General features: G+C 43.2%; 28 protein-coding genes. 27 read left to right on the forward strand and 1 reads right to left on the reverse strand.

The features are described 5' to 3' along the window. Positions 1-30: 30 nt before the first annotated feature. The 13 genes from HOO90_RS04700 to HOO90_RS04760 all read left to right on the forward strand — a co-directional run bounded on the left by HOO90_RS04700 (position 31) and on the right by HOO90_RS04760 (position 11,718). Complete coding sequence (locus HOO90_RS04700; RefSeq protein ID WP_292840045.1) at positions 31-1,146, forward strand: DegT/DnrJ/EryC1/StrS aminotransferase family protein; 1,116 nt, start codon at positions 31-33, stop codon at positions 1,144-1,146. A 1-nt stretch (position 1,147) separates the two neighbouring features. Next, positions 1,148-1,714 carry an acyltransferase gene (locus tag HOO90_RS04705; RefSeq protein ID WP_292840048.1) on the forward strand — a complete coding sequence of 189 codons (567 nt, stop codon included), beginning with the start codon at positions 1,148-1,150 and terminating at the stop codon, positions 1,712-1,714. Between the two features lie 21 nt (positions 1,715-1,735). Continuing rightward, complete coding sequence (locus tag HOO90_RS04710; RefSeq protein ID WP_292840051.1) at positions 1,736-2,758, forward strand: methyltransferase domain-containing protein; 1,023 nt, start codon at positions 1,736-1,738, stop codon at positions 2,756-2,758. Between the two features lie 9 nt (positions 2,759-2,767). Further along, a complete protein-coding gene (locus tag HOO90_RS04715) occupies positions 2,768-3,844 on the forward strand; it encodes a glycosyltransferase family 2 protein (RefSeq protein WP_292840054.1) in 1,077 nt (358 codons plus the stop codon). 369 nt (positions 3,845-4,213) lie between these two features. Then, positions 4,214-5,011, forward strand: a complete 798-nt coding sequence (locus tag HOO90_RS04720) for a flagellin (protein ID WP_292840057.1) — start codon at positions 4,214-4,216, stop codon at positions 5,009-5,011. Positions 5,012-5,086: 75 nt separating this feature from the next. Further along, positions 5,087-5,470, forward strand: coding sequence for a flagellar protein FlaG (locus HOO90_RS04725; protein ID WP_292840060.1), 384 nt, complete (start codon positions 5,087-5,089; stop codon positions 5,468-5,470). Positions 5,471-5,720: 250 nt separating this feature from the next. Continuing rightward, the gene (gene fliD, locus HOO90_RS04730) at positions 5,721-7,388 is read left to right on the forward strand and encodes a flagellar filament capping protein FliD (RefSeq protein WP_292840063.1); all 1,668 of its coding nucleotides are present in this window, start codon (positions 5,721-5,723) and stop codon (positions 7,386-7,388) included. Positions 7,389-7,420: 32 nt separating this feature from the next. Further along, a complete protein-coding gene (fliS, locus tag HOO90_RS04735) occupies positions 7,421-7,900 on the forward strand; it encodes a flagellar export chaperone FliS (RefSeq protein WP_292840066.1) in 480 nt (159 codons plus the stop codon). 25 nt (positions 7,901-7,925) lie between these two features. Further along, complete coding sequence (locus HOO90_RS04740; RefSeq protein WP_292840069.1) at positions 7,926-8,249, forward strand: flagellar protein FliT; 324 nt, start codon at positions 7,926-7,928, stop codon at positions 8,247-8,249. A gap of 15 nt (positions 8,250-8,264) precedes the next feature. After that, positions 8,265-9,233, forward strand: coding sequence for a flagellar hook-length control protein FliK (locus HOO90_RS04745; RefSeq protein ID WP_292840072.1), 969 nt, complete (start codon positions 8,265-8,267; stop codon positions 9,231-9,233). After that, entirely contained in the window at positions 9,226-9,561 is a 336-nt protein-coding gene (locus tag HOO90_RS04750; protein WP_292840075.1) for an EscU/YscU/HrcU family type III secretion system export apparatus switch protein, read from the forward strand. The genes HOO90_RS04745 and HOO90_RS04750 overlap by 8 nt, the downstream gene beginning before the upstream one ends. 76 nt (positions 9,562-9,637) lie before the next feature. Beyond that, a complete protein-coding gene (locus tag HOO90_RS04755) occupies positions 9,638-10,984 on the forward strand; it encodes an HD-GYP domain-containing protein (protein WP_292840078.1) in 1,347 nt (448 codons plus the stop codon). Positions 10,985-11,142: 158 nt separating this feature from the next. Beyond that, on the forward strand, positions 11,143-11,718 hold the full coding sequence (locus HOO90_RS04760) for a hypothetical protein (protein WP_292840081.1): 576 nt from the start codon (positions 11,143-11,145) through the stop codon (positions 11,716-11,718). Between the two features lie 52 nt (positions 11,719-11,770). Here the strand turns inward: HOO90_RS04760 and fliE are convergent, their stop codons facing one another. After that, the gene (gene fliE / locus HOO90_RS04765; protein ID WP_292840083.1) at positions 11,771-12,133 is read right to left on the reverse strand and encodes a flagellar hook-basal body complex protein FliE; all 363 of its coding nucleotides are present in this window, start codon (positions 12,131-12,133) and stop codon (positions 11,771-11,773) included. 275 nt (positions 12,134-12,408) lie between these two features. Between fliE and fliF the strand changes: the two genes are divergently transcribed. The 14 genes from fliF to HOO90_RS04835 all read left to right on the forward strand — a co-directional run. Further along, a complete protein-coding gene (gene fliF / locus HOO90_RS04770) occupies positions 12,409-14,079 on the forward strand; it encodes a flagellar basal-body MS-ring/collar protein FliF (protein WP_292840086.1) in 1,671 nt (556 codons plus the stop codon). 3 nt (positions 14,080-14,082) lie between these two features. After that, positions 14,083-15,081, forward strand: coding sequence for a flagellar motor switch protein FliG (gene fliG, locus HOO90_RS04775; protein ID WP_292840089.1), 999 nt, complete (start codon positions 14,083-14,085; stop codon positions 15,079-15,081). A 7-nt stretch (positions 15,082-15,088) separates the two neighbouring features. Further along, entirely contained in the window at positions 15,089-15,739 is a 651-nt protein-coding gene (locus tag HOO90_RS04780) for a FliH/SctL family protein (RefSeq protein ID WP_292840092.1), read from the forward strand. Further along, positions 15,736-17,274, forward strand: a complete 1,539-nt coding sequence (gene fliI / locus HOO90_RS04785; protein WP_292840095.1) for a flagellar protein export ATPase FliI — start codon at positions 15,736-15,738, stop codon at positions 17,272-17,274. The genes HOO90_RS04780 and fliI overlap by 4 nt, the downstream gene beginning before the upstream one ends. 38 nt (positions 17,275-17,312) lie before the next feature. Next, positions 17,313-17,762: a flagellar export protein FliJ gene (gene fliJ, locus HOO90_RS04790; RefSeq protein WP_292840098.1), complete on the forward strand. Its 450-nt coding sequence runs from the start codon at positions 17,313-17,315 to the stop codon at positions 17,760-17,762. 50 nt (positions 17,763-17,812) lie between these two features. Then, a complete protein-coding gene (locus HOO90_RS04795) occupies positions 17,813-19,177 on the forward strand; it encodes a flagellar hook-length control protein FliK (RefSeq protein WP_292840101.1) in 1,365 nt (454 codons plus the stop codon). A gap of 346 nt (positions 19,178-19,523) precedes the next feature. Continuing rightward, positions 19,524-20,015, forward strand: a complete 492-nt coding sequence (fliL, locus tag HOO90_RS04800) for a flagellar basal body-associated protein FliL (protein ID WP_292840104.1) — start codon at positions 19,524-19,526, stop codon at positions 20,013-20,015. An 18-nt stretch (positions 20,016-20,033) separates the two neighbouring features. Then, positions 20,034-21,038 (forward strand): flagellar motor switch protein FliM, encoded by a 1,005-nt coding sequence (gene fliM / locus HOO90_RS04805; RefSeq protein ID WP_292840107.1) that lies wholly within the window; start codon positions 20,034-20,036, stop codon positions 21,036-21,038. Next, positions 21,028-21,462, forward strand: coding sequence for a flagellar motor switch protein FliN (gene fliN / locus HOO90_RS04810; protein WP_292840110.1), 435 nt, complete (start codon positions 21,028-21,030; stop codon positions 21,460-21,462). The genes fliM and fliN overlap by 11 nt, the downstream gene beginning before the upstream one ends. A 17-nt stretch (positions 21,463-21,479) precedes the next feature. Then, a complete protein-coding gene (fliO, locus tag HOO90_RS04815; RefSeq protein ID WP_292840112.1) occupies positions 21,480-21,956 on the forward strand; it encodes a flagellar biosynthetic protein FliO in 477 nt (158 codons plus the stop codon). A 49-nt stretch (positions 21,957-22,005) separates the two neighbouring features. Continuing rightward, the gene (gene fliP / locus HOO90_RS04820) at positions 22,006-22,758 is read left to right on the forward strand and encodes a flagellar type III secretion system pore protein FliP (protein ID WP_292840150.1); all 753 of its coding nucleotides are present in this window, start codon (positions 22,006-22,008) and stop codon (positions 22,756-22,758) included. Positions 22,759-22,814: 56 nt separating this feature from the next. Further along, positions 22,815-23,084, forward strand: coding sequence for a flagellar biosynthesis protein FliQ (fliQ, locus tag HOO90_RS04825; protein ID WP_292840138.1), 270 nt, complete (start codon positions 22,815-22,817; stop codon positions 23,082-23,084). A gap of 52 nt (positions 23,085-23,136) precedes the next feature. Then, a complete protein-coding gene (gene fliR / locus HOO90_RS04830; RefSeq protein WP_292840141.1) occupies positions 23,137-23,937 on the forward strand; it encodes a flagellar biosynthetic protein FliR in 801 nt (266 codons plus the stop codon). Positions 23,938-24,015: 78 nt separating this feature from the next. Beyond that, positions 24,016-24,450 (forward strand): flagellar brake protein (locus HOO90_RS04835; RefSeq protein ID WP_292840144.1); only part of this gene is annotated, 435 nt, incomplete at its 3' end.

The following is a 24,450-nucleotide window of genomic DNA, read 5'->3' on the forward strand; positions in this document are numbered from 1 at the left end:
AGCACTTTGAAACACTTAACGATAAAATATATGGAAACTCAACATCCGCCAATCTACGTAACACAGCCAAGTCTGCCGCCGCTTGAGGAGTTCACTCCTTATCTTAAGCAGATTTGGGAGAGCAAAACTTTAACGAATGGTGGTCCTTTTCATCAGGAACTTGAGCGGGCGCTATGTAAACATCTAGGCGTTAAGCATTTAGCCTTATTTACCAATGCAACAATTGCTTTAGTCACTGCTTTGCAGGCGCTACGTATATCGGGGGAGGTGATTACTACGCCCTATTCATTCGTCGCTACGGCTCATTCCTTGTTGTGGAATGGCATCAAGCCTGTATTTGTTGATGTTGATCCTAATACCTTGAATCTTGATCCATCAAAGATTGAAGCGGCTATTACCTCTCATACCACAGCCATTATGCCGGTACACGTTTATGGACATCCCTGCGATGTTGAGGCCATTCAGAAAATTGCAGATCGATATAACCTGAAAGTTATCTATGATGCTGCTCATGCCTTTGGTGTGCAGCGAGAAGACGGGAGCGTACTGAATCATGGAGACTTGTCTATTTTAAGTTTTCATGCAACTAAAGTATTTAATACCTTTGAAGGCGGGGCAATTATATGCCGCGATGCTAAAACAAAAAATCACATCGATCATTTAAAGAATTTTGGTTTTGTCGATGAGGTAACTGTCGTGGCTGCAGGAATTAACGGAAAAATGAGTGAAGTTAATGCAGCTTTTGGTATGTTGCAATTGAAGCATATTGAGAATTCGATTCTACTGCGTAAAGGAATTGATGCTAACTATCGCCGCCAATTAAATGAAGTGAAAGGTATTCGTTGTTTGAATTTATCTGGGGAAACGATAGCTAATTATGGGTATTTTCCCATTCTTATTGAAGCGGAATATAGTCTGAGCCGTGATCAGTTATATGAAAAAATGCGTGAAAACAATATTTATGCAAGACGGTATTTTTATCCTTTAATTTCAGATTATCCAATGTATCGAGATCTGCCCTCTGCACAACGCAGCAGCCTTCCTGTTGCAGTTCGTGCATCAGAGCAAGTTTTATGTTTACCTATTTATCCTGCCCTGCAGCAGTTCGAGCAGCAACGCGTAATTGATCTTATAAGGAGCATCTAAAATGGCAATGCTACCGCGTGAAGCCGTTGAAAAGATTGGCTTCTTTTCAATAGGAAAAAATGTTCAGATTTCAGACCGAGCATCATTTTATGGTCTTGCTAGAATTTCTGTTGGGGACAATGTTCGCATTGATGATTTCTGTGTAATTGCAGCGGGAGAAGGCGGGATATCAATCGGCAATAATGTTCATATTGCCGTTAGTGCTTCAATTATTGGCGCAGGAAAGATCACGCTCTCCGATTTTAGTGGAGTATCGTCTAGAGTATCAATCTATTCAAGTAGTGATGATTACACTGGAGCCACCATGACAAACCCTACGGTGCCTAGTCAGTTCACAGGTGTTACACATGCCGATGTATTTCTTGGGCGTCATGTAATTGTTGGTAGTGGAAGTGTAATTTTGCCTGGTGTAACGATAGAAGAGGGGGCAGCTATCGGAGCGCTTACTTTAGTAAATAAGAACTGTGAGGCGTTTGGCATTTATATGGGTAATCCTGCTAGGCGAATATCTGAACGCAAGCGTGATTTACTGGAACTAGAGAAGCAATATTTGAGTACTCAAAATTAATATTAATTAGGAATATTTAGCATGAAAACATTTTTACATGTAGGTTGTGGCCCTCAATATTTTGACGTGGTAACTAAAAAACCAAGCCGTCCAATGGGGTTTAATGTTGAAAATTGGCATGAGCTTCGCTTGGATATCAATCCAGAAGTAAAGCCTGATGTAATTGGTACCATGACTGACATGTCGGCGTTGGCTTCAGGCAGTGTGGATGCGATTTTCTCATCCCATAATATTGAGCATTTGTACCCGCATGAAGTGCCAATTGCGCTAGCAGAGTTTAACCGAGTGTTACGTCCAGATGGATTTGTCGTTATTACCTGTCCAGATTTGCAATCGGTTTGTGCTTTAGTCGCGCAAGGAAAGCTTACTGAGCCTGCTTATATTTCTCCTGCAGGCCCTATTGCACCATTAGATATCCTGTACGGACATCGGCCACCAATGAGTCAGGGTAATCTTTATATGTCACATCGGTGTGGGTTTACCTTAAATGTGTTGCTTGCTACGTTAGAATCTGCCGGTTTTGCTAATACGATAGGATTGTGCAGAGTCGATTGCTTTGATTTGTGGGCAGTGGCTAGTGTTTCAAGTCTTGAAGACTATCAACTATTAAGTATTGCAAATACACATTTTCCTCCTGAAGCTGGAGCCGCTAAACACAGGCCTCAGACTGAACGCGAGTTAGAACAAGCGGTAGACGAGGTTTTGGCAATTGCAGTACACCATCAAAATACGGGCAATATTAGTCAAGCGGAACAACTCTACCGTGAGATTCTAGAGATTCAGCCACGTCATGCGCAAGCAAGTCATAATTTAGGGGTGATAGAAGCCAGTACTAAGGGCGCTGCTGCTGCACTTTCAAGGTTAGAGTGTGCAGTGGAATCAGAGCCCACAAATGAACAGTATTGGGTAAGCTACATTGATGCACTGATGCAGTCTGGCTTGACTGATGCTGTAACAAAAATGCTTGCGCTAGGTCAGAAGCAGGGATTATCAGCAGAAACTGCACAATTACTTGCTGCAGAATATGAGCAAACGCTTGTTTAGCGAGTCAGTTTGCAATCACTACATATGCCGTTGAATTGCACCTTAAATGCCGTAATCATTGCTAAAAACGAATCAAGTTCTATTGGCAAGTGTATTGAAAGCGTAATCAGTTCAGTAGATCGTGTTGTTGTTTATGATACGGGTTCTACTGATAATACAGTCAATATCGCAATTGCGGCAGGCGCAGCAGTGTTGCAAGGTAGTTGGCAAGATGATTTTTCACTTGCTCGGAATGCCGCTTTAGCTTATGCAGATGCAGACTGGAACCTCATTATTGATTCGGACGAGTGGCTAATAAGTGGTGGCGATAATTTACGGACTTTAATTTCAGGCGATGCTTTTCTAGGCGTTGTTTCAGTGCGTAGCGATTATGAGGTTGCCGATGCGCAATCTGTCGCAAATTCCTGGATTACGCGATTACTTCCCCGTGGTGTTTTATATCAAGGCCGCATTCATGAACAACCGCAATCTAATCTACCGCGTGTACGCGTTCCACTGGTATTTGGCCATGACGGCTATACCAAAATAAAACAGGAAAAAAAAGCAGGGCGTAATCGTAAACTACTGGAACTAGAGCTTGATAAATTGCCAGAAGATGCTTATTTACGTTATCAAATCGGCAAAGACTGTGAGGTGGCAGATGATTATTCTGCAGCCTGTTTACATTACAAAATGTCTTTAGGCCTTACTTCCAAAAACGCGACTTATTACCATGATTTGCTCGTTAGGTTGTTACATTGCCTAAGCAGATTGCAATTATTTGAGCAGGGCATTCAATTAGTCAATGAGGCGATGCCCGATTTTTCTGATTCTCCCGACTTTTTCTTTGTGTATGGCAACCTTTTATTAGACTGTGCCGTAAGTAGGCCACAAGAGGCTTTTGAAAAATGGTTGCCTTTAGCTGAACTGGCTTGGCGAAGATGTATTGAAATAGGCGAGCGCCCAAATTTAGAAGGCAATGTTATTGGCCGTGGCAGTTACCTCGCCGCACATAATCTGGCGGTCATTTTCCGTGGCCGTGGCAACCTAGAAAAAGCCAATCAATACGATATTCTTGCAAAAAAATTGCAAAACGCAGCCTTGTAAATATCCTTTTATCTTATTACCAATTACCTTGGCAACTACCTTTTTTAGTGTGTTTATGCACTCATATACTAAAACCACACTGTAGTCTTACATACAATTTTTATATTTAACGTAATGATTATTAAGTAATAATTAATAAAATCTGGTTAAATTTCCAGTTCATCCTAAAGTTTTAACTAAACCCTCCGATACCCTTTACATCAGGATTGCTTATTCGGCAAAACGAAAAAAAGAAAATTTAAGCCTTACCCTAAATTTTCTGAAAAGCTTACCGATAACAGTAACAACAGCGGCGCAAATAGAAATTAAACGCATCGCTAACAGTAACAAGGTGTAATTGAATTTTTATTTAAATTTAGGAGAATTATCATGGCTTCAGTAATTAATACCAACATTGCTTCATTAAACACACAACGTAACTTATCTGCTTCACAGCACTCACTTTCTACTTCATTGCAACGCTTATCTTCAGGTTTGCGTATCAACAGTGCTAAAGATGATGCGGCGGGCTTAGCGATTGCGACACGTATGGATTCACAAGTACGTGGTCAACAAGTTGCTATCCGTAACGCAAACGATGCAATCTCATTTGCACAAGTGGCTGAAGGTGGCTTGTCTAAACAAACCGATGCATTACAACGTATGCGTGAACTTGCAGTTCAGTCTTTAAACGGCACTAACACAACGACTGACCAAGCTAACTTAGATGCAGAGTTTACACAATTGACTGCAGAGGTAACACGCTTAGCAACTGCAACAAAATTTAATGGTACCGCAGTGTTTGGCGCCTCACAAACTTTCCAAGTTGGTGCAGATGCTGGTGACACAATTACTACGGCTTCTGTAGCTGCGGCGACTATTGCTGGTACTGTTTCTACTACAGCGGGTGCCTCTGCTGCCGTTACTGCGATTGATGCCGCTCTAACTGCTGCCAATACTAACCGTGCGACATTAGGTGCTATCCAAAACCGTTTTGAGTCAGTGGTAAGCAACTTACAAGTTTCTGTAGAAAACCAATCAGCAGCTAAATCTCGCATTGTAGATGCAGACTTTGCGGCAGAAACAGCTAACTTGACTCGCGGCCAAATCTTGCAACAAGCAGGTACAGCAATGTTAGCGCAAGCGAACTCCTTGCCTAATGGTGTGCTAGCACTGTTAAGAGGTTAATTAGCAATTTTAAAGTTTAAACCCTTATCACCCACAGGCCTGATCAGTCTGTGGGGTTTTGCAAAGGAGAGAATCATGTTCAACACATCAATAGATGGTTATGGCTCAGTTAGAAAACTGGCTGCTGTGCAAACTGCCAGCAGCCAAAATGCCATTGAAAAGACAACAAGCCCAGGTGGGCTTAAGCCCGTTGTGGGAGCTGAAACTAAAGTGGATGTTAAGCCTGCTGTAGTGAATAAGGCAGATTTAGAAACGGCAGTTAAAAAGCTAAATGAATTAGTTGCACCTGCACTGCAAACTGTACAGTTTTCACTGGATGATCAGACAGAACGCATGGTGGTGAAAGTGGTGGATACCGCTTCTAAGCAAGTGCTAAGACAAATACCAAATGAAGAAGTATTGGCTATGTCAAAAACTCTGGATAAGCTACAGGGGTTGATGATTAGGCAAACTGCTTAATCGTTGTTTGTTTCATCGCTAAGGTTTTTTACTAAGTGTGAAAGCACTTTTAAAGTCGTAGTTTCAAGTCGTAGGTAGGAGCGATCTAAAGATCGCTCCTACCTATTTGTGCTTTGATTTTCTTTGCATTTTGATTTAAGGCATTAAAGTAGATTTAATTAAAGTTTTTGAATAATCGTGTCGATATATACTTAATGGCGATTAATTTAGTCGCGTTAAATATAGTCATCGTTGTATAAGGATATTCAAAATGAGTATTTCATCTGCAGGTTTAGGTTCAGGTTTAGATGTGAATGGCATCGTAACCAGTTTGATGGCGATTGAACAAAAGCCATTAACAGCCGTTACCAAGCAAAAAACTGAATACCAATCAGAAATATCCGCCTATGGCACATTAAAAAGTGGCTTGTCTACTTTTCAAACCGCAGTCAGTGCGCTTTCAAGTGCAGCAAAATTTAATGCCCAAACTGTTACTTCAGGCAGTCCAACAGTTTTTACGGCCACTTCAGACGGTAGTGCAACCCTGGGTAGCTATGCCGTTAACGTGAGTCAATTGGCTAAATCCCAAAAATTAGCGATTTCTGGCTTTACCAATACTACTGATGTAGTTGGTACAGGCACATTGACCATTTCATTTGGTAGTTATGCAACGGTCGGTAATACATTTACCCCGAATGCGGCTAAAACAGATCTAAACCTCACCATTGATAGTTCAAACAACACACTCGCTGGCGTGCGAGATGCCATCAACGCTGCAAATTCCAGCGTGAGTGCGACAATTATTAACGATGGTACAAGCAATCATTTAGTTATCACTTCAAAAGATACTGGTGAAGTGAATAGCTTAAAAATAGTGGTGGCCGATAGTGGTGATGGAAATAATACTGATACGCTAGGTTTATCCAGATTGGCTTATGACCCTACAGCAGCTGCAGGTAGCGGCAAAAACTTGACGCAGATGCAAGCCGCACAAAATGCACTCTTAGATATTGATGGCATTGCTGTAGTAAAAGCGAGCAATACCGTGACTGATGCGATTAGTGGGGTAACGCTCAACTTACTGACCACCAGTAGTGGAACAAGCGCAAATTTAGGCATTGCCAGCAATAAAGACAAAGTTAAAGAATCCATTACGGCTTTTGTTGATGCCTATAACAAATTAGACACCACTCTGCGTAGCCTGACGAAATACGATGAAACTGGCAAGGCTTCTGGTGCATTGCTAGGTGATGCAACGGCTAGATCAGTCATCAATCAGTTAAAGTCTGTGATGACAAAATCTATCACAACAGGCAATGGCTTAACAACACTCAGTCAAGTTGGTGTGTCTTTTCAGCGAGACGGTAAGTTGGCCTTAGACGCAACTAAGTTGGATGCCGCAGTTGCAACTAATTTTAGTGATATTGCCAGCCTGTTTGCTACGACGGCTAAATCAACCGATTCACAAGTCACCTATCTTGGCAGCACCAGCAAGACTCAGGCTGGCACTTATGCAATTAATGTGACTGGATTCGCTCCGACGACCGGTACGATTAACGGTGTAACCGCCACAGGTTCTGGCACTAATCTAATTGGTGCTGTGGGCGATGCAAGCGAAGGTCTGAATGTAAAAGTGACGAGTGGTGCACTTGGTGCGCGAGGCACAGTTAATTTTAGTATTGGTTATGCCGCGCAATTTGATAGTTTAGTGACTAGTTTATTAAGTGAGAGTGGAATTTTAGCTTCAAGAACAGAAGGTATTAACAGTTCGATTAAACGCTTAGATAAACAAGCGGAGTCAATCACTGTGCGCTTAACCGCCATCGAGGCACGTTATCGTGCGCAATTCACTAAGTTGGATACGCTAATGTCTAGTATGAGTACCACAAGCGCTTTCTTAACCCAGCAAATTGCCACAATTAATGCGAACAGCAACTAATTTAATAATTAAAATAGAAAAAGGATACGATCATGTTTGGACTTAATCAACGCGGAGTTAATGTATACGCCAAAGTCGGTTTGGAAACGGGCGTGGTGGCCGCAAGCCCAAATAAATTAATTGTGATGCTTTATGAGGGCGCGATTAGTGCTTGTTACAGCGCCATTACTTATATGCAAAAGGAAGATATCCCTAACAAAGGTGCCATGCTGTCAAAGGCGATTTCGATTATCGAAAGTGGATTGCGCTTAAGTTTGGATAAAAAAGTAGGTGGTGAAATTGCCGAAAGTCTAGATGCACTCTACGCCTATATGAGTAAGCGATTGATGATGGCGAATATTCACAATAAACCAGAATTAGTGCATGAAGTGATTAAATTGCTGTTAGATTTAAAAACAGCGTGGGAAACCATCGCTAGTTCACCTGTTGTCTCGGCAGAAGTGGCTAATATAATACCAAATCAGGTTGCGGCTACAATTAACCGCAATGTTGCACAATACGCGAAGGTTTAAAACAGTTTAATTTAAAGGTGTATCAATGGAACAGCAAAACACAATTGTGATTTATGAAACCGTCGCAGGGCTCACAAAAGAAATGTTAGCCGCAGCCAGACAGCAGGATTGGGAAGCTCTGTCAGCACTTGAGGCAGATTGCGCACAGCACATTGCTACATTAAAGATGGCTGAAGAACCTCAATCACTATCGCGTGATGTGCGTGCGCGCAAGTTGGCGAGCATTAAAAGCATCCTTGCAGATGATCGTGAAATTCGTAATATTGTTTCACCCTGGATGGTGCGCCTGAATTCATTGATGAGTAGTTTGCAAATGGAAGGTAAACTGACGCGGGCTTACAAGCAGTAACGCGTCACACTTAAGATGTTTAAACCGCCCGATATCGCCAGCATACAACCTGTCGCTAGAATTTCACCACTACTAGCAGTAGATGCTATTGGCGGAACTGCGCAGGAACTTACAGATCGGGCAACGCAGTTTGTAAAGGGACAAGATTATATTGCCCATGTGTTATCCAAAGTAGGTGAATCTACCTTTAACGTAAAAGTTGAAAATGAAAACCTTAAGGGTACTATTCTCAAAATGGACTTAGGGACAGCCACAAAAACTGGCCAAACCCTGGTATTGAAATTTCTACAAGACAGCCCAGTGCCTACTTTTTTATTGGCTTCAGCCGCAACAGAAGTTGCAGAGAGCAATACCAAAATAAGTACAGCGGCCAATTTAATTAGTCAATATTTAAAACAAGCCGAAGGCGATGGTATGTCGAATCGATTTGTCGCGACCACCCTAGTTTCACATAACCCTAGCAATCCACAAGTTCTGGCAAAAGATTTGCAAAATTCATTAGAGAAGAGTGGCTTGTTTTATGAATCGCATTTAAGTGATTTTGTACAAAGCAAACAAACGTTGACAGCTCTTAGGCAAGAACCGCAAAACCAAAACGGCACCCAACTTTCGGGTTTACTTGCACAACAATTAACCATATTAGAAAATCAACGCCTAGCATGGCACGGGGAGGTCTGGCCGAGACAAAAAATGGATTGGGATGTTTACTTGCAGGAACATAGCACTGAAGGCGACCATCAGACTGCAAATGAATCTGACGACAATCAGGCAAGGCCAATTTTTAGCGAAATGACCTTGCATTTACCGCATCTAGGTAAAGTTTCAGCCAGAATAAGCTTGGTGGATGGGCGCATGCGCGTGAACATTCTTGCTGAGCAACTTGAAACTTTACAAGTACTCAAGAGCAAAAGTGTTAATTTGGCTGAAGCCATTGGCAAAAATGGTCAGCCACTAGATGCGTTAACGGTGGTTCGTCATGAGTAACAGTAATTATAAGCCTGTCGATTCAGGCTTAAATTTAAAAGCCCAGTTTAATCCAAATCAGCAAGCAATTGCGTTGGCTTATGCTTCTGGCGATTATGCGCCCAAAGTGTTAGCTAAGGGCCGTGGCCTGATTGCAGAGCAGATTATTGCTCGAGCAAAAGAGAATGCTATTTTTGTGCATGAATCAAAAGATCTAGTTGCATTGTTGATGCAGGTAGACCTGGATGACCACATTCCGCCAGCACTTTATCAGGCCATAGCCGAAATTTTAGCTTGGTTGTATAAGTTGGAAGAAGGCAAGGCAGACGCAGAAGATGTTATTTTTTGAGGTGCAGTTTAAGAAAGTAACGACTCCATGCACCTTAACAGTCAGTTTCATCATCCAGCAATTAGAAATCTTCTAAATGCAAACACTCAAGCTATCTGAACTCATCGGTGCGTTAAGTCACGCGCTCGACATCACCGAAGGGCAGCCAGAAGGCCATTGCATTCGTTGTTGTTGGATTGGCATGCACATTGGTGAAAAGCTGGGCATGGCCACAGAGCAGCTTTGGGAACTCTATTACACCTTATTGCTGAAAGATTTAGGTTGTAGCAGTAATGCATCGCGTATTTGTGAATTATATTTAACCGATGATTTAAGCTTTAAGCGCGATTTTAAATGGGTCGATGGCAGCTTGCCGCAAGTGTTACGTTTTGTTTTGCGCCACTCTGGGCCAAGTGCAGGGTTGGTTGACCGTTTAAAAACGCTCGGTGGTATTTTGACCAATGGCGACGAAATTGCTCAAGAACTCATTCTAACGCGTTGCACTCGTGGTGCAGACATTGCAAGGCAATTACGCTTTTCTGAAGGTATTGCACAGGGCATTCACTCGCTTGATGAGCATTGGGATGGCCAAGGTCGACCCGAGGGATTGCAAGGCTCAAAAACTCCGCTTTATTCGCGAATTGCTTTGTTAGCGCAAGTCATTGATGTGGTGAATAAATCAGAAGGCCAATTTTCTACACTGACTGAGGTAAAAAAACGCAGTGGTACTTGGTTTGATCCAGAAACGGTAGAAGCATTTTTGTCGGTGGCGCAATCAGCCGAGTTTTGGGAAAGTCTTAACTCACCTGAAGTTGAGACGCTAGTCTTTGCCTTAGAGCCGGGTGATCATCAAGTGCCACTCGATGAAGATTATTTTGATGATATAGCCGAAGCCTTTGGCAAAGTAGTGGATGCGAAAAGTCCTTATACGGCTGGGCATAGTGCGCGTGTTGGTTTATATACTTCTTTGTTAGCTGAGTCTATGGCGATTCCTGAATCGCGAAGGCGCTGGCTCAAGCGCGGTGCGTTGTTGCACGATGTTGGAAAATTGGGCGTCAGCAATCGCATTCTAGATAAACCTGGCAAGCTCGATGCAGAGGAATGGTCTGCTGTTCAACGACATGCAGCTTATACGGAAGCTATTTTAGGACGCGTCAGTAATTTTAGTGAGTTGGCGCGCGTTTCTGCCGCGCATCATGAGCGACTGGATGGCGCTGGCTACCCGCGTGGGCTAAAAGAGGCCGATATTGCACTGGAAACCCGCATTATTACTACGGCAGATATTTTTGATGCCATCACCGCTGAAAGACCTTATCGTGGTGCGGTATCCGTAGATAAGACACTGCAGATTATGTCTGAGTCGGTAGGTATGGCGATTGATGCCAGATGTTTTGCGAGCCTGAAAAATATCATTCAACATCACCCAGAATTTTTCCCAAGTTAAAAAATCAGTGTTTTGGTTTTGTTGGAATAGCCGCTATTACTATAGAGAAAACGGCTATTTTTTCACTGAAATTAACGGGTTAGCATGGTTTTTTAATTTTAATCACATACAAAATCAGAGATGCGATTTACAATACCGAAACCCACGGTATTGGAAAAATGAAAAAACTTATACTGATTTTCTTGTTTTTGGTTCCTTTGTTTGCAAATGCGACTACCGCATGCAATGGTCGCTGGTTGGAGCGCAAGAACTGGCCGCTTACAGGCGCACATGCCAAAGAAAAATGTGCCTGCACCCATTGCCATCAAGGCGCGTTAGTGGCTGAAACGGCTCCGACTACCTGTGTGGGTTGTCATCAGAACGCAAAATTAGTGACTACAAAATTACCTAAAGTACATTTGCCAACGGGCGCTATTGATTGTGGTTATTGCCACACAGTGCATAGTTTTTTAGGAACCAAGACCGATCATTCGGCGTTTGCAAAACAAACTTGTGATAGCTGTCATAACCAGACTTTTCAATTAGAAGCGCCGTTTCAACATGTTAAAACTAAGTTGGATTGTGCTGTGTGCCATCAGGCTGATAGTTGGGCGGCTAAGTTTGACCACGATAAAGCTAAAGTTAAACCCGCCACGTGTAATAATTGCCATTTATTTGGCAAAAATGGCGCAACGCTCAAGCCCAGCGGGCATATTATTACTTTTGAAAGTTGTGATACCTGCCACAGTCGATGAGGCAAGAAATGTTGTTCGGCTTGAAAAATTTTACTGGCTAAACTCTTACTGACTAAACTTGCATATTCATAATGTCATGGTATGCCGACACTAATTTGTTACGCACTTGCACGGTTGCCTGAAACGAAATGTTGGCTTTTTGTCCAGCAATCATCACGTCAGAAAGACTGACGCTATCATCCCCCATGGCGAAATTCTTCCCAAGTTGTTCCGCCTCTACTTGTACTTTATTCACTTGATTAAGCGATGTTTTCAGAGCGTCAGAAAAGTTAACCCTTCCAGTACCCTGACTTTGTTGTACGTTGGCAGAGGGCGCTAAGCTGCCTATAGCATCACTTTGCGGTCGCTGGGCGGCCGCTTTAAGCTGCGCAAGCATTGATTCAATTCTACTAGCATCAATTCCACCGGCTTTCATGATTGCCTCCAATTCATCTTAAATTTTAACGATTCATTTCTAATTAACGCGCTCAAATTAGGCTGGTTATTACTGCCTAACACTGACAATTGCTAATTTATCACTCTGCTGTATTAGCGAGTGTTCAAATAGGCCAATGAAAAGCGCTCTATTCCCAAAATTGAAAATCCAAGCTATTGGCATAATGGTATCCAATTGGTTAATGAAGTAGTGGTGTCGATGATTAAGCACTTCAGTTAACAACCCTATATTGAGTAGTAAATTGGAGAAATACGATGGCAGCAGGTAATGACGCAGCCTTAATGAATCAAGGTGCAATGAGTCAGGGAGTAATTGGTTTGAACCCACAATTAGGTAATAAGTTACTTTTAGTTTTCGCCGCAGCGGCTGTCATTGCTGTGATGGTGGTGTTTTGGCTATGGAGTCAGCAGCCTGATTATCGCGTGTTGTTTTCTAACTATTCCGATAAAGATGGCGGTTCAATTGTTGCAGCGCTTGAAAAAATGAATGTGCCTTATAAATTCTCTGATAGCGGCACAGCAATTTTGGTACCAGCGGCACAAGTGCATCAGGCACGTTTAAAGCTAGCGGCTGATGGCTTGCCAAAAGGTGGCAATATTGGTTTTGAAATTTTAGAAAATCAAAAATTTGGCGTGTCACAATTTGTTGAGCAAGTGAATTTTCAGCGCGCTTTAGAAGGTGAGTTAGAGCGTAGCATTCAATCGATTGGTGCGGTGGAGATGGCCAGAATTCACTTGGCGATTCCTAAAGCAACGGTATTTGTAAGAGATCAACAACAGCCGACAGCTTCGGTACTATTAAACCTGCGCGCAGGTCGTAGTTTGGATGCCCAACAAGTGGGTGCAGTCGTGCATTTGGTAGCGAGCAGTGTGCCTAATCTGCCAGTGGCTAATGTGACGGTGGTCGATCAAAACGGTAATCTACTCTCCGATACGTCTAAAAAAATGGGTGCTAACAACTTAGACCCAACGCAACTGAAATACATTGATGACATTCAGCAAAGTATCGTTAAACGTGTTGAATCGATAATTACTCCGATTGTTGGAGCTAAAAACGTACGCGCAGAAGCAAGTGCCGAAATTGATTTTTCAAGTATAGAGCAGGCAGCCGAAACCTTTAAACCTAACCAAAAGCCAGACGATGCAGCGATTCGTAGTTTGCAAAGCAATGAATCACAGACTTCTAATGGTGGCGGTGCCTCTGGCGTGCCAGGTGCGCTATCTAACCAGCCACCTGCCAATGCCACTGCACCAATTACTGCGCCAGTAGCTACGGCATCAGGCGCTACAACGGCAGAAGCTGTGCCAGTGAATAATCAAAAAAATATCATGACCAACTATGAAGTGGATAAAACAGTGCGTTATTCACAACAAGGTATGGGCGGCATCAAGCGCTTGAATGTGGCTGTAGTGGTCAACAATATGCCTGTGGTGGATAAAAAAGGAAAAGTAACATATCGACCCTTGACCGCTGCGGAAAAAACACAAATCAATGATTTAGCGATGCAAGCCATGGGATTCAATAAAGAGCGTGGTGATGCGCTTACCGTGGTGAATAGCTCCTTTGCGGGTGAACCTGTTGAAATTATTCCTGAAGTGCCATTGTGGAAAAATCCAGAAACTATTGAGTACGGTAAAGATGCCTTGCGCTTTTTAGTGGGTATCGTGGTGTTGCTCATGCTATACAAACGCGCACTGAGCCCAATGTTGCGTAAGTTAACCACACCTTCACCTAAATTATTGGCTTCGCCTAATGATGAAGATGCAGTCGTGAACTTAAGTGGCAGCAATGGCGAGGGTGCGCAAGCGCAACTAGCGTCTGGGCAGGGTGGCAAAAACAATTTAGCCGCAGTGAAGCAATTAGCAAAAGATAACCCAAGAATGGTAGCAAGTGTCGTGGCAAACTGGACAAGTGGAAACGAGTAAAAAATGAGTGATGCTGGCGTAATGAGAAGCGCAATCTTAATGCTTGCGTTAGGTGAAGACGAAGCTGCTGAAGTGATGAAATTTCTCAGCCCAAAAGAAGTGCAGAAACTGGGCACCGCGATGTCAACATTAAAATCGGTCGGACGTGACCAGGTAGAAACAGTGGTGACGGAGTTTTTAACCGAGGCCGAGCAAAGCAGTGATTTTGGTTTAGATTCCGATGAATACATTCGTTCTGTTTTGAATAAAGCTTTAGGTGAGGACAAAGCTTCAGGTTTACTCAACCGTATTTTGCAGTCACGCGACGCAAGCGGCATAGAAAGTCTTAAATGGATGGATGCCTTGACTGTTTCTGACTTTATTAAAAATGAACATCCACAAATTATTGCCACTATCTTGGTGCATTTAGAACCTGATCAGGCTTCTGAAATTATTGGTCATTTCCCTGATCGTTTACGTCAAGACGTGATGTTGCGCATTGCGACTTTAGATGGTGTTAAACCAATTGCGCTGCGTGAATTAAACGAGGTGATGACGAAGTTATTAACCGGCAACGAGAACCTTAAAAAACAAACCATGGGTGGCATAAAAGTGGCAGCCGAAATTATGAACTACATGAGTGGCGATAATGAAGCCGCCATTATGGAAGGACTAAAAAGCTACGACGATGAAATGGCACAGAAGATTATGGATGAGATGTTTGTTTTCGACAATATCATGGATATCGATGATAAGGGCATTCAAGTCATGTTGCGCGAAGTCCAGTCTGAAACACTGATTGTTGCACTTAAAGGTACGACAGAAGAAATGCGCGAAAAAATCTTCAAGAATATGTCTTCTCGTGCGGCAGAAATGATGAAAGAAGATTTGGAATCGAAAGGTCCAGTCAAACTTTCAGAAGTGGAAGCCCAACAAAAACAAATCTTGCAAATTGTTCGCCGATTAGCGGATGAAGGTCAAATCCAATTAGCAGGTAAAGGTGGAGATGATCAATATGTATAGGAGTGCTATGACGATACCTAAAGAACAACAGACCGCTTATGAACGCTGGGAAATGTCTTCATTTGCAGAAGGTAATCAATCCATAAGCGGGATAAAGGCAAAGAAAAAAGAACACGATTCAGTAGCCTCAGAAAAAATCTCACAGATTTTTGAAACGGCACGTAAAGAAGCTTATGCCAAAGGCATGCAAGAAGGTTTTGCTGTCGGCATGGCAAAAGCCCGCGAATACGCACAGGATGAAAAACAGCAGTTTATTAAATTGATGGAATCATTTAGCGATGCGCTAGAAAAATCAGACGAGCAGATTGCCGATGATGCTTTGTCGCTAGCGCTTGAAATTGCTAAAGCCATGCTAAAGACCAAGTTGAATATTGACCATTCCGTGGTATTGCCTGTGGTGATGGATGCGATTCATTACCTGCCTTATGTACAAAAGCCCGCCAGAATTTTAGTGAATCATGAAGATGCTCAGATTTTGCGTGAATATTTGGCTGAAGAAATTGCTAGTCAGCATTGGCAGATTCAAGAAGATATTAATGTAGAGCGCGGTGGCTGTATCGTAGAAACAGGTGCCAATCAGATTGATGCCACCAATGAAGTCCGCTGGAAAAGAATTAGTGAAGCATTAGCACAAAAAAGTGATTGGCTATTACCATGAATCTAGCTACTTTAACTCAGCAAGAAACAAGTCCAGAGAATTTAGCTGCCTTTGGCTTGAATGATCTTGATGTTGAACAACGCCGACAAGTGCAGCCAGACGCAATTCCACCCAAAGTGGATTTGCAAAATATACACAGACAAAGATGGCATGATCATATTCGTGATTGCAAAGAAATTTTACGCATCGTCGAGCCGTTAGAAATTGCAGGCCGTATTACTAAGCTTACGGGATTAGTTATGGAGGCCGCAGGCATTAAGTTGCCGATTGGCAGTGCCTGTTATGTACCCTTAGCAGAAGGCCGTCGCGTAGAGGCAGAAGTGGTAGGGTTTGATGGTGAGCGTATGTTACTGATGCCACAAAGTAGTGTGGATGGCGTGATGCCAGGCGCTAAGGTATTTGCGTTGGAAGTCGCTGAAGCTTTACCTAAGCCACATCACGGACATCCGCCACGCCGTCGTGTTACCGACCGTGCACGTCATTTGCCTGTTGGCAATGAGCTGCTTGGCCGAGTGGTAGATGGCGCAGGAAATCCATTAGACGACTTGGGTAAGATTGAAGCCACACAAAGTTCACCTCTCAATGCACGCCCAATGAACCCATTAATGCGCGCCCCTATTGAAGAGATTTTAGATGTAGGTGTGCGTGCCATTAACAGCATGCTGACGGTTGGCCGTGGCCAACGTATGGGGTTGTTTGCAGGTTCAGGCGTTGGTAAAAGTGTGCTACTCGGCATGATGGCCCGTTACACCACCGCAGATGTGATTGTCGTTGGCTTAATTGGTGAACGGGGACGCGAGGTCCAGGAGTTTATTGAACAAATTTTAGGTCCAGTCGGCTTGGCACGTTCTGTTGTAGTTGCTGCACCAGCCGACGCACCAGCGTTGATGCGATTGCAAGGTGCAAATTACGCCACTACCATTGCTGAAAATTTCCGCGATCAAGGCAAAAACGTATTGCTGATTATGGATTCATTAACCCGTTACGCCATGGCGCAACGTGAAATTGCTTTGGCTATTGGTGAACCGCCAGCGACAAAAGGCTATCCACCCTCCGTGTTTGCAAAATTGCCAGCACTGGTTGAGCGCACTGGCAACGGTAAACGTGGCGAAGGCTCCATCACCGCTTTTTATACGGTGCTAACAGAAGGCGATGACCAACAAGACCCGATTGCCGATGCCGCACGGGCGATTTTGGATGGTCATATTGTTTTAAGCCGTAGCTTGGCTGAAAGCGGTCATTATCCAGCCATTGATGTAGAGCAATCCATCAGCCGCGCCATGCACAACATTACCAGCCCAGAACATCAAAAACTTGCGCGTAAATTAAAACAACTGAACTCACGTTACATGCGCAGTGTGGATTTAATCAACGTTGGTGCCTACGAAGCGGGCAGCGATGCCGTGCTTGATCAAGCCATTGCTAGACATGACAACATTGATGCCTTTTTGCAGCAAGGGATTGCTGAGCGATCTGGCGTGGAAGAAAGCATTGCCCATCTTGCTCATGTGCTTGATGGCGTAGCGATTAATTAATGATTGCCACTAGATAGTAAAACTTGAGATAAAAAACCATGGCTACACCATCAACTAATGTTTTAAATATGTTGCAAGGCATCGCTTCCAAAGAAGTTGACGAAGCGACAGAGGCCTTAGCAAAAGCCATGAAAGTGGCGGCTGAAGCGCAGTCTAAGCAAGACATGCTCAATGAATATCGGTTGGATTATGTGAAAAATCTTAACAATATTCTTGAGGCGGGAATGGGCGCAGAAGCTTACCAAAACTTTCAAAATTTTTTCGGTAAATTGGATCAAGCCATAGCAGGGCAACAAGAAGTGGTGGAGTTGGCTAATCAGCAAGTAAAAGCTAAGAAATTTTTATGGCAAGAAAGTCAGCGCAAAAAGTTATCTTATGAAGTGTTGTCTGATCGTTCTGAGAAGCGCGTGCTTAAAGTGGAACAAAAGAAAGATCAGAAACTGATGGATGAATTTGCCATGCGCATTACCAGAACCAAGGCTAACTAACAGGGTTTTAGTTTTCAAAGCATTAGTTTTAATTTTCGGAGTTTAGCAGTATGAAAAATTTATCATTACCAACGGCAGACGCTAGAACTTTAAAAAGCCCTGAAGCTTCTAATAAAAGTAATGTGGTCGCTAGCAATGTTGATGTGGCTGAGTCGCAAACTTCATTTCAGAAGCTGTTGCACAAACAGACGCAAGCCAAGCATGTCTTGGCGCAAGAGAATCAAGTCAAGCAAACCCAATTAAAAAAGACCACATTAAAAGAGCCTCAAGTCAAAAATGCAGATATGGCAGAGGTAGCGAAGGACAACAGCCAAAATTCGAGTCACTTGCAGTACGTCATTACTGCAACAAAACACACAAAAGCCATGGCTGACAAGGCTGCGATCGATGCGCGCCAGCAAGTTGAAAAAGAGCGGACAACTTTAAATTCCGATATTCTTATCGACCCCAATGCTCAATTGAATTCAAGCTTTGATTCACGTTTAAAGTTAACAGAAGAAACTGGAGATTTTGCCAAACAGGAGGTCACACTCAGTAACGCGCCAGACGTAAGTCTGCCAGTAGTCAATGCCTTGGCGCAGACGTTGCCACTAGTAACAACTGTAGCCAATACTAGCGTTGAGGAGCATATTTCCTCCGATGTAAGGGCAGAAATGCAACGTAATTTAGGCGCAGAGATAAGAGATACGGCATTAAGCCATGCGCTACAAGGGAAAAGTACTTATCTGGCGGAGCAAGACGCAACGCGTTCAGAGCTTGCGGACGAAAAGCAAACACAGAGTAATTGGCTAGAGGCTATGTTGCCAAATGTAGCCAAAGCCCCAGCAGGAGATGATGCTGCTACAAAAGTCATGCAAAATGGAATTAAAGAAAGTGCGATTAAGGCAACAACAATTTCAGAAAATGCAATATCAGCCAATGTTCAGGCAACTCCACAAATTAAAATGGCCGAAGTAAGCCAGCAATTAGCCAGTAGCAATGTGATTAATACTTATCCTGGCAAGACTGGCTGGGATCAAGCCATTAGCCAAAAAATTGTGTGGATGGTTGGCGCTCAAGAGCAATCTGCAACGCTCACCCTTAACCCGCCTGATATGGGGCCATTACAAGTGGTGATTCATGTGCACAATGATCATGCCGATACTACGTTTATTTCCGATAACGCAGAAGTCAGACAAGCGTTGCAAGACGGCATGGCGAATTTGCGCGATAAACTTAACGAATCTGGTATTCAACTTGGCCAAGCCAATGTAAATTCTGGTGGGCAAATGCAGCAGCAGTTTCAGCAGTCAGCGCAAAAAAGTGCTACGCGCACAGTAGCTGCCAATAATAGCCAAACTTCTCAAACCGATAACCTGAGTGTTACTCGTCCAGCCGTGCGCGTTGCAAACGGATTGGTCGATACTTTTGTTTAGTTATGAGCAATTTAGGTCATCGAATGTTTAAAGCATTCCGTGTTTAAGCTATTAAAATTAGCATTATGTTGTCGTCAATCAATGAAGATACGTACTAATACAGCAAGTTATTATGCTAGAGATGAAGCAATCTAATAAGAAATTAATTCATTAGCGAATTGCATAGCCTAACAAAATACACACCATATTCTTACCGTTGTAAATGCAAACTTCAATTTAACGGCTTTTTCCCCCTCTTATCTAAGCATGTCTTTGGGTCATTTCTTTCCATAATATAGCCATCAATCACACCAATGTCAGCCAAGTGGACTGTACATGGTAGGCGTTTAATAGGGAAAGGCACAAAATGGCAGCAGATCCAAAGCCTGATGGCGCTGAAGCAGCGGCACCAGCATCTAAAAAGAAACTTATCATCATTATTGCGGCGGTCGTACTTTTGGCTGGCGGTGGCGGTGCGGGCTGGTTTTTAATGCAGCCAAAAGATGCACACAAAAAAGAAGTGAAACACGAAGAGCCTGTGCATGCGCCGGTATTTCTGGCATTAGATACCTTTACTGTTAATCTCCAACCTGACCCGGACGAGAAATTTTTGCAATTAGAAATTTCACTCCAATTGGCTAGTCCTGAACAGGCTGAGTTGATAAAAACGCAGATGCCAGCGGTAAAAAACCGTTTGTTAATGCTGCTAACTAGCAAAATGGCCTCCGAGATATCAACAACCGAAGGAAAACAAAAGTTAAGTGATGAAATTGTTGCTGAAGTAAAAAAACCTTTTTCTAAAGAAGCAAAACCGCAAGAAGTGACTGGCGTGTTTTTTACTTCTTTCGTGATTCAGTAGTTGAAAAGTTAACTCGCCATGGCTGATAAATTTTTATCTCAAGACGAAGTAGATGCCTTACTAAAAGGAGTCGACGGAGATCATGATGATGCCGCGCCAGCCGGTGACTCAGGTGAGGTGCGTGAGTACAATCTGGCAACGCAGGAGCGTATTGTGCGTGGGCGTATGCCTACGCTGGAGATTATCAATGAGCGATTTGCCCGCCTAGTTCGGATTGAACTGTTTAACTTTTTACGTCGTACCGTTGAAGTTTCGGTTGGCCCAGTGCGCATTACTAAATACAGCGATTTTGTGCGTAATTTGGTGGTGCCGACCAATCTAAATTTAGTGCAAGTCAAACCGCTTCGAGGCACCGCATTGATGGTGTTTGATCCAACACTGGTATTTTTGGTGGTGGATAACATGTTTGGTGGCGATGGCCGCTTTCACACACGTGTTGAAGGCCGTGATTTTACCCAAACCGAGCAACGTATTATTCAGCGTATTCTCAATATTGTCTTTGAAACCTACGCAAAATCTTGGGAGCCAGTTTACCCAGTGCAGTTTGAATATGTACGCTCTGAAATGAACACCCAGTTTGCCAACATTGCCACGCCAAATGAAGTGGTGGTAGCGGTTACGTTTAATGTAGAGCTTGGTCCTGCCAGTGGCGAAATTCACTTCTGTTTCCCTTATTCGATGATCGAACCGATTCGCGACATGCTTAGTTCATCGCTGCAAGGTGAAGTGTTAGGTGCCGATAAACGCTGGGTCAAACTGATGACACAACAAGTGCAAGCGGCAGAAGTAGAAATTGTGGCCGACCTTGCTAAAACGAATATGCAGATTGGCGAAGTGCTCAATATGAAAGTGGGTGATGTGATTCCGCTGAATATTGATGAATCAATCGAAGCCCAAGTAGACGGCGTGCCTGTCATGCTTTGTAAATACGGCATGTTTAATGGCCAGTATGCGCTCCGTGTAGAAAAACTTTTAAGATCCAATTCAACCGAATATATTAAAGGAGAATCTTATGGCGACTGATGCTGTAGAGGATGTAGTGGCTGATGCAGAGGCAATGGACGATTGGGGTGCCGCAATGGCCGAACAAACGGCGGCAGAATCTTCTGTACTGCAAAATAATGGCAATGAGCAAACGCAGGTTTTTACCGAATTTACCGCTAAAAACAAATTGCAAGATACGCAAAACGATATCGACTTTATTTTGGATATTCCCGTGCAACTTACCGTTGAATTGGGCCGTACCAAGATTGCCATTAAAAATTTATTGCAATTAGCACAAGGTTCTGTGGTTGAGCTTGACGGCTTGGCGGGCGAGCCAATGGATGTGTTAGTGAATGGCTGCTTAATCGCACAAGGTGAAGTTGTGGTGGTGAATGATAAGTTTGGTATTCGCTTAACCGACATTATCACGCCGGCCGAGCGTATACGCAAAATTAATCGCTAATGAATTCAAACTGAACTATGACGAAAATTCCAATGAACAACTTGATTAAATCGCTAATGTTAAGTCTTATTCCTTCACTGTCTTTTGCAGCCGAAGTGGCACCAGTGTCACCCACAGGTGGCGTATTGAAAATGGTGATTGGCCTAGCGGTGGTATTGGGGGTTATGGCGCTGATTACCTGGGTTTTAAAACGCCTAGTACCAGGGGTAGGCAATAAGCAATCAGTCGTTCGTATTGTCGGAGGCGTAAGTGTCGGTTCGCGTGAACGGGTCATGGTGCTAGAAATCGCAGGTCGCTGGATTGTGGTTGGTGTGGCTTCTGGGCAGGTGAGTCGGCTTGCAAATTTGGAGGCAAATTCCAGCAAAATTGAGGAAGCAATACCGACAGGCAGAAGCATGTCGAATGCCGGCGCAGAAGGCTTTACCGACACCTTTGCAGTCTGGTTAAAAAAATCAACTGGCAAAATTTTAGAGAAAAAAGACATCAGAAATTAGATTTCATCTAACACCATCTAAACACAAGACAATACACATGACGAAACAGATGATTAAATCCATTATTACGCTTGGGGCGCTGCTTTTAGCAGGCCTCTTCTTGCTTCCAGCAAGCGCATTGGCAGCAGAGGGCATGCCCTTGGTGAATGCTGTACCTTCAGCAGGTGGTGGCCAAAACTATACTTTGAGCCTGCAAACACTCATTTTACTAACTTCGCTTACCTTCTTACCTGCAGCTTTGCTCATGATGACAGGGTTTACACGAATCATTATTGTGTTGTCACTGCTTCGCCAAGCTTTAGGTACGCAATCCGCACCGCCCAATCAGGTAATGGTTGGCTTGGCCTTATTTCTTACTTTTTTTGTGATGAGTCCAACCATCGACAAGATTTATGTGGATGCCTATCAACCGCTTTCCGAAAACAAAATCAGCATGCAAGAAGCCATGGATAAAGGCTCTGCGCCACTTAAGGCGTTTATGATGAAGCAAACGCGCGAAAGCGATTTGGCTTTGTTTGTGAAAATGGCGCAAGTGGAGAAAATTGAAACGCCAGAACAAGTGCCATTGCTTGTGTTAGTGCCAGCCTTTATGACCAGCGAATTGAAAACGGCGTTTCAGATTGGCTTTGCAATTTTTATTCCCTTTTTGATAATCGACATGGTGGTTGCAAGCGTATTAATGGCGATGGGGATGATGATGGTGTCACCTTCTATTGTGTCTTTGCCATTTAAATTGATGTTGTTTGTACTGGTCGATGGTTGGCAGTTACTGCTCGGTTCGCTCGTGCAAAGCTTCTATTGATGACCCCATTTTGTTAGGCAAGAAAAAGTTGAATAGTAATTTTTAAGGAAATAAAAATGACCCCAGAAAGCGTGATGACCCTCGGTAGAGATGCAATGGAGATTACCTTAATGGTGGCAGCACCGATTTTGTTGGTGGTGCTTACGATTGGTCTGCTGGTCAGTATTTTTCAGGCGGCAACACAAATTAATGAGGCCACTTTATCGTTTATCCCAAAATTAGTTGGGGTTTTTGCAACCTTGATGTTTGCTGGTCAATGGATGCTGACAACCATGGTGGATTATATGCATTTGGTCTTTACCAGCATCCCCAGCATGGCAAACTAACTGCGGTTAAATTATTTCAAGGTTAGATAAAGTTCAAGAACAAAGGTGAAAAATGGTTTCTGTCAGCAGCGATCTTCTGCAAACTTGGATTATTAGCCTGCTTTGGCCGCTCACTAGAATTCTAGGCGTCATAGCGGCGGCGCCTATCTTTAATCATTCGTCTATTCCAAATCAAGTTAAGCTCGGTTTGGGCATTACGCTTACCTTGATAATTGTGCCAACATTGCCAGCAATGCCAAATTTTGAGATTTTTTCATTTCAAGGTTTGCTAATTCTGGTGCAGCAACTGGTAATTGGCCTTGCTATTGGCTTTAGCATGCGTCTGGTTTTTTCGGCGGTTGAGTTAGCTGGTCAGTTAATCGGCATGTCCATGGGCTTAGGGTTTGCCAGCTTTTATGATCCCCAAACACAAGGTCAAAGCACTGCCGTGAATCAATTTTTAGTATTACTCTCTATGCTGATTTTTTTAAGTTTAGATGGTCATTTACTCATTGTAACCGCCGTTGCAAATAGCTTTACCTCCATGCCCATTTCGGTTGGTGGCAGTAGTATCAACCCCATGAAAATTGCCCTCTGGGGTGAAACAATATTCAGCGCGGGTTTATTATTAGCCTTGCCCGCAGTAACAGCCTTGTTAATTACCAATATGGCGCTTGGCATACTCACCAAAACAGCACCGCAGCTCAATTTATTTGGTATTGGCTTTCCAATAACCTTAAGCATTGGCTTTGTGGTGCTGGCATTATCTTTGCCTGGTATGCTAAAGCCGATTCAAAACTTTATCGAGCAAGGGGTAAATAATATGTCGCAAGTGGCGGTGCCGACGGTGGCTACAACTCTTCCTGCAAAGTAAGTCAGGCCAACTAAAAATATGATAAATTAACTGAATATTTAACATAAATCACTAAAAGCAAGGCGAGATAGAATTTTCATGGAACAAGCGGTACAACAATTTGATGAAGAACAATATTTTGTTCAAAATCCTAAGGCGATTATTCAGATTCTTACGGATTTATCTAAGCACCATGAGATGCTCAAAGTATCATTTAACCATGATGTATGCCTCACCAATGTTATTTCGGTGGACGCAAAAAATCATGTGGTGTATTTAGACATTGGCTTGGATGATGCCTTCAACAGCCGCCTGCTAGCGAGCCATCATGTGGTTTTCTCTAAAGATGACGGCATCCGCATTAAATGGACCAGTACCAATATTTCACTAGCCAATTTAAAAGACGGTAAAGCAATTAAGATTGCCTTACCGCAAAAACTAATGCGCTTGCAACGCCGAGAATTTTTTCGCCTTGCTACGCCTATCGTTAACCCAGTGCAATGCCAAATACCCATTACCGATTTAACAGACCCG

The sequence above is a fragment of the Methylotenera sp. genome, assembly GCF_013141425.1.
In the GTDB taxonomy this organism is placed as follows: Bacteria; Pseudomonadota; Gammaproteobacteria; order Burkholderiales; family Methylophilaceae; genus Methylotenera.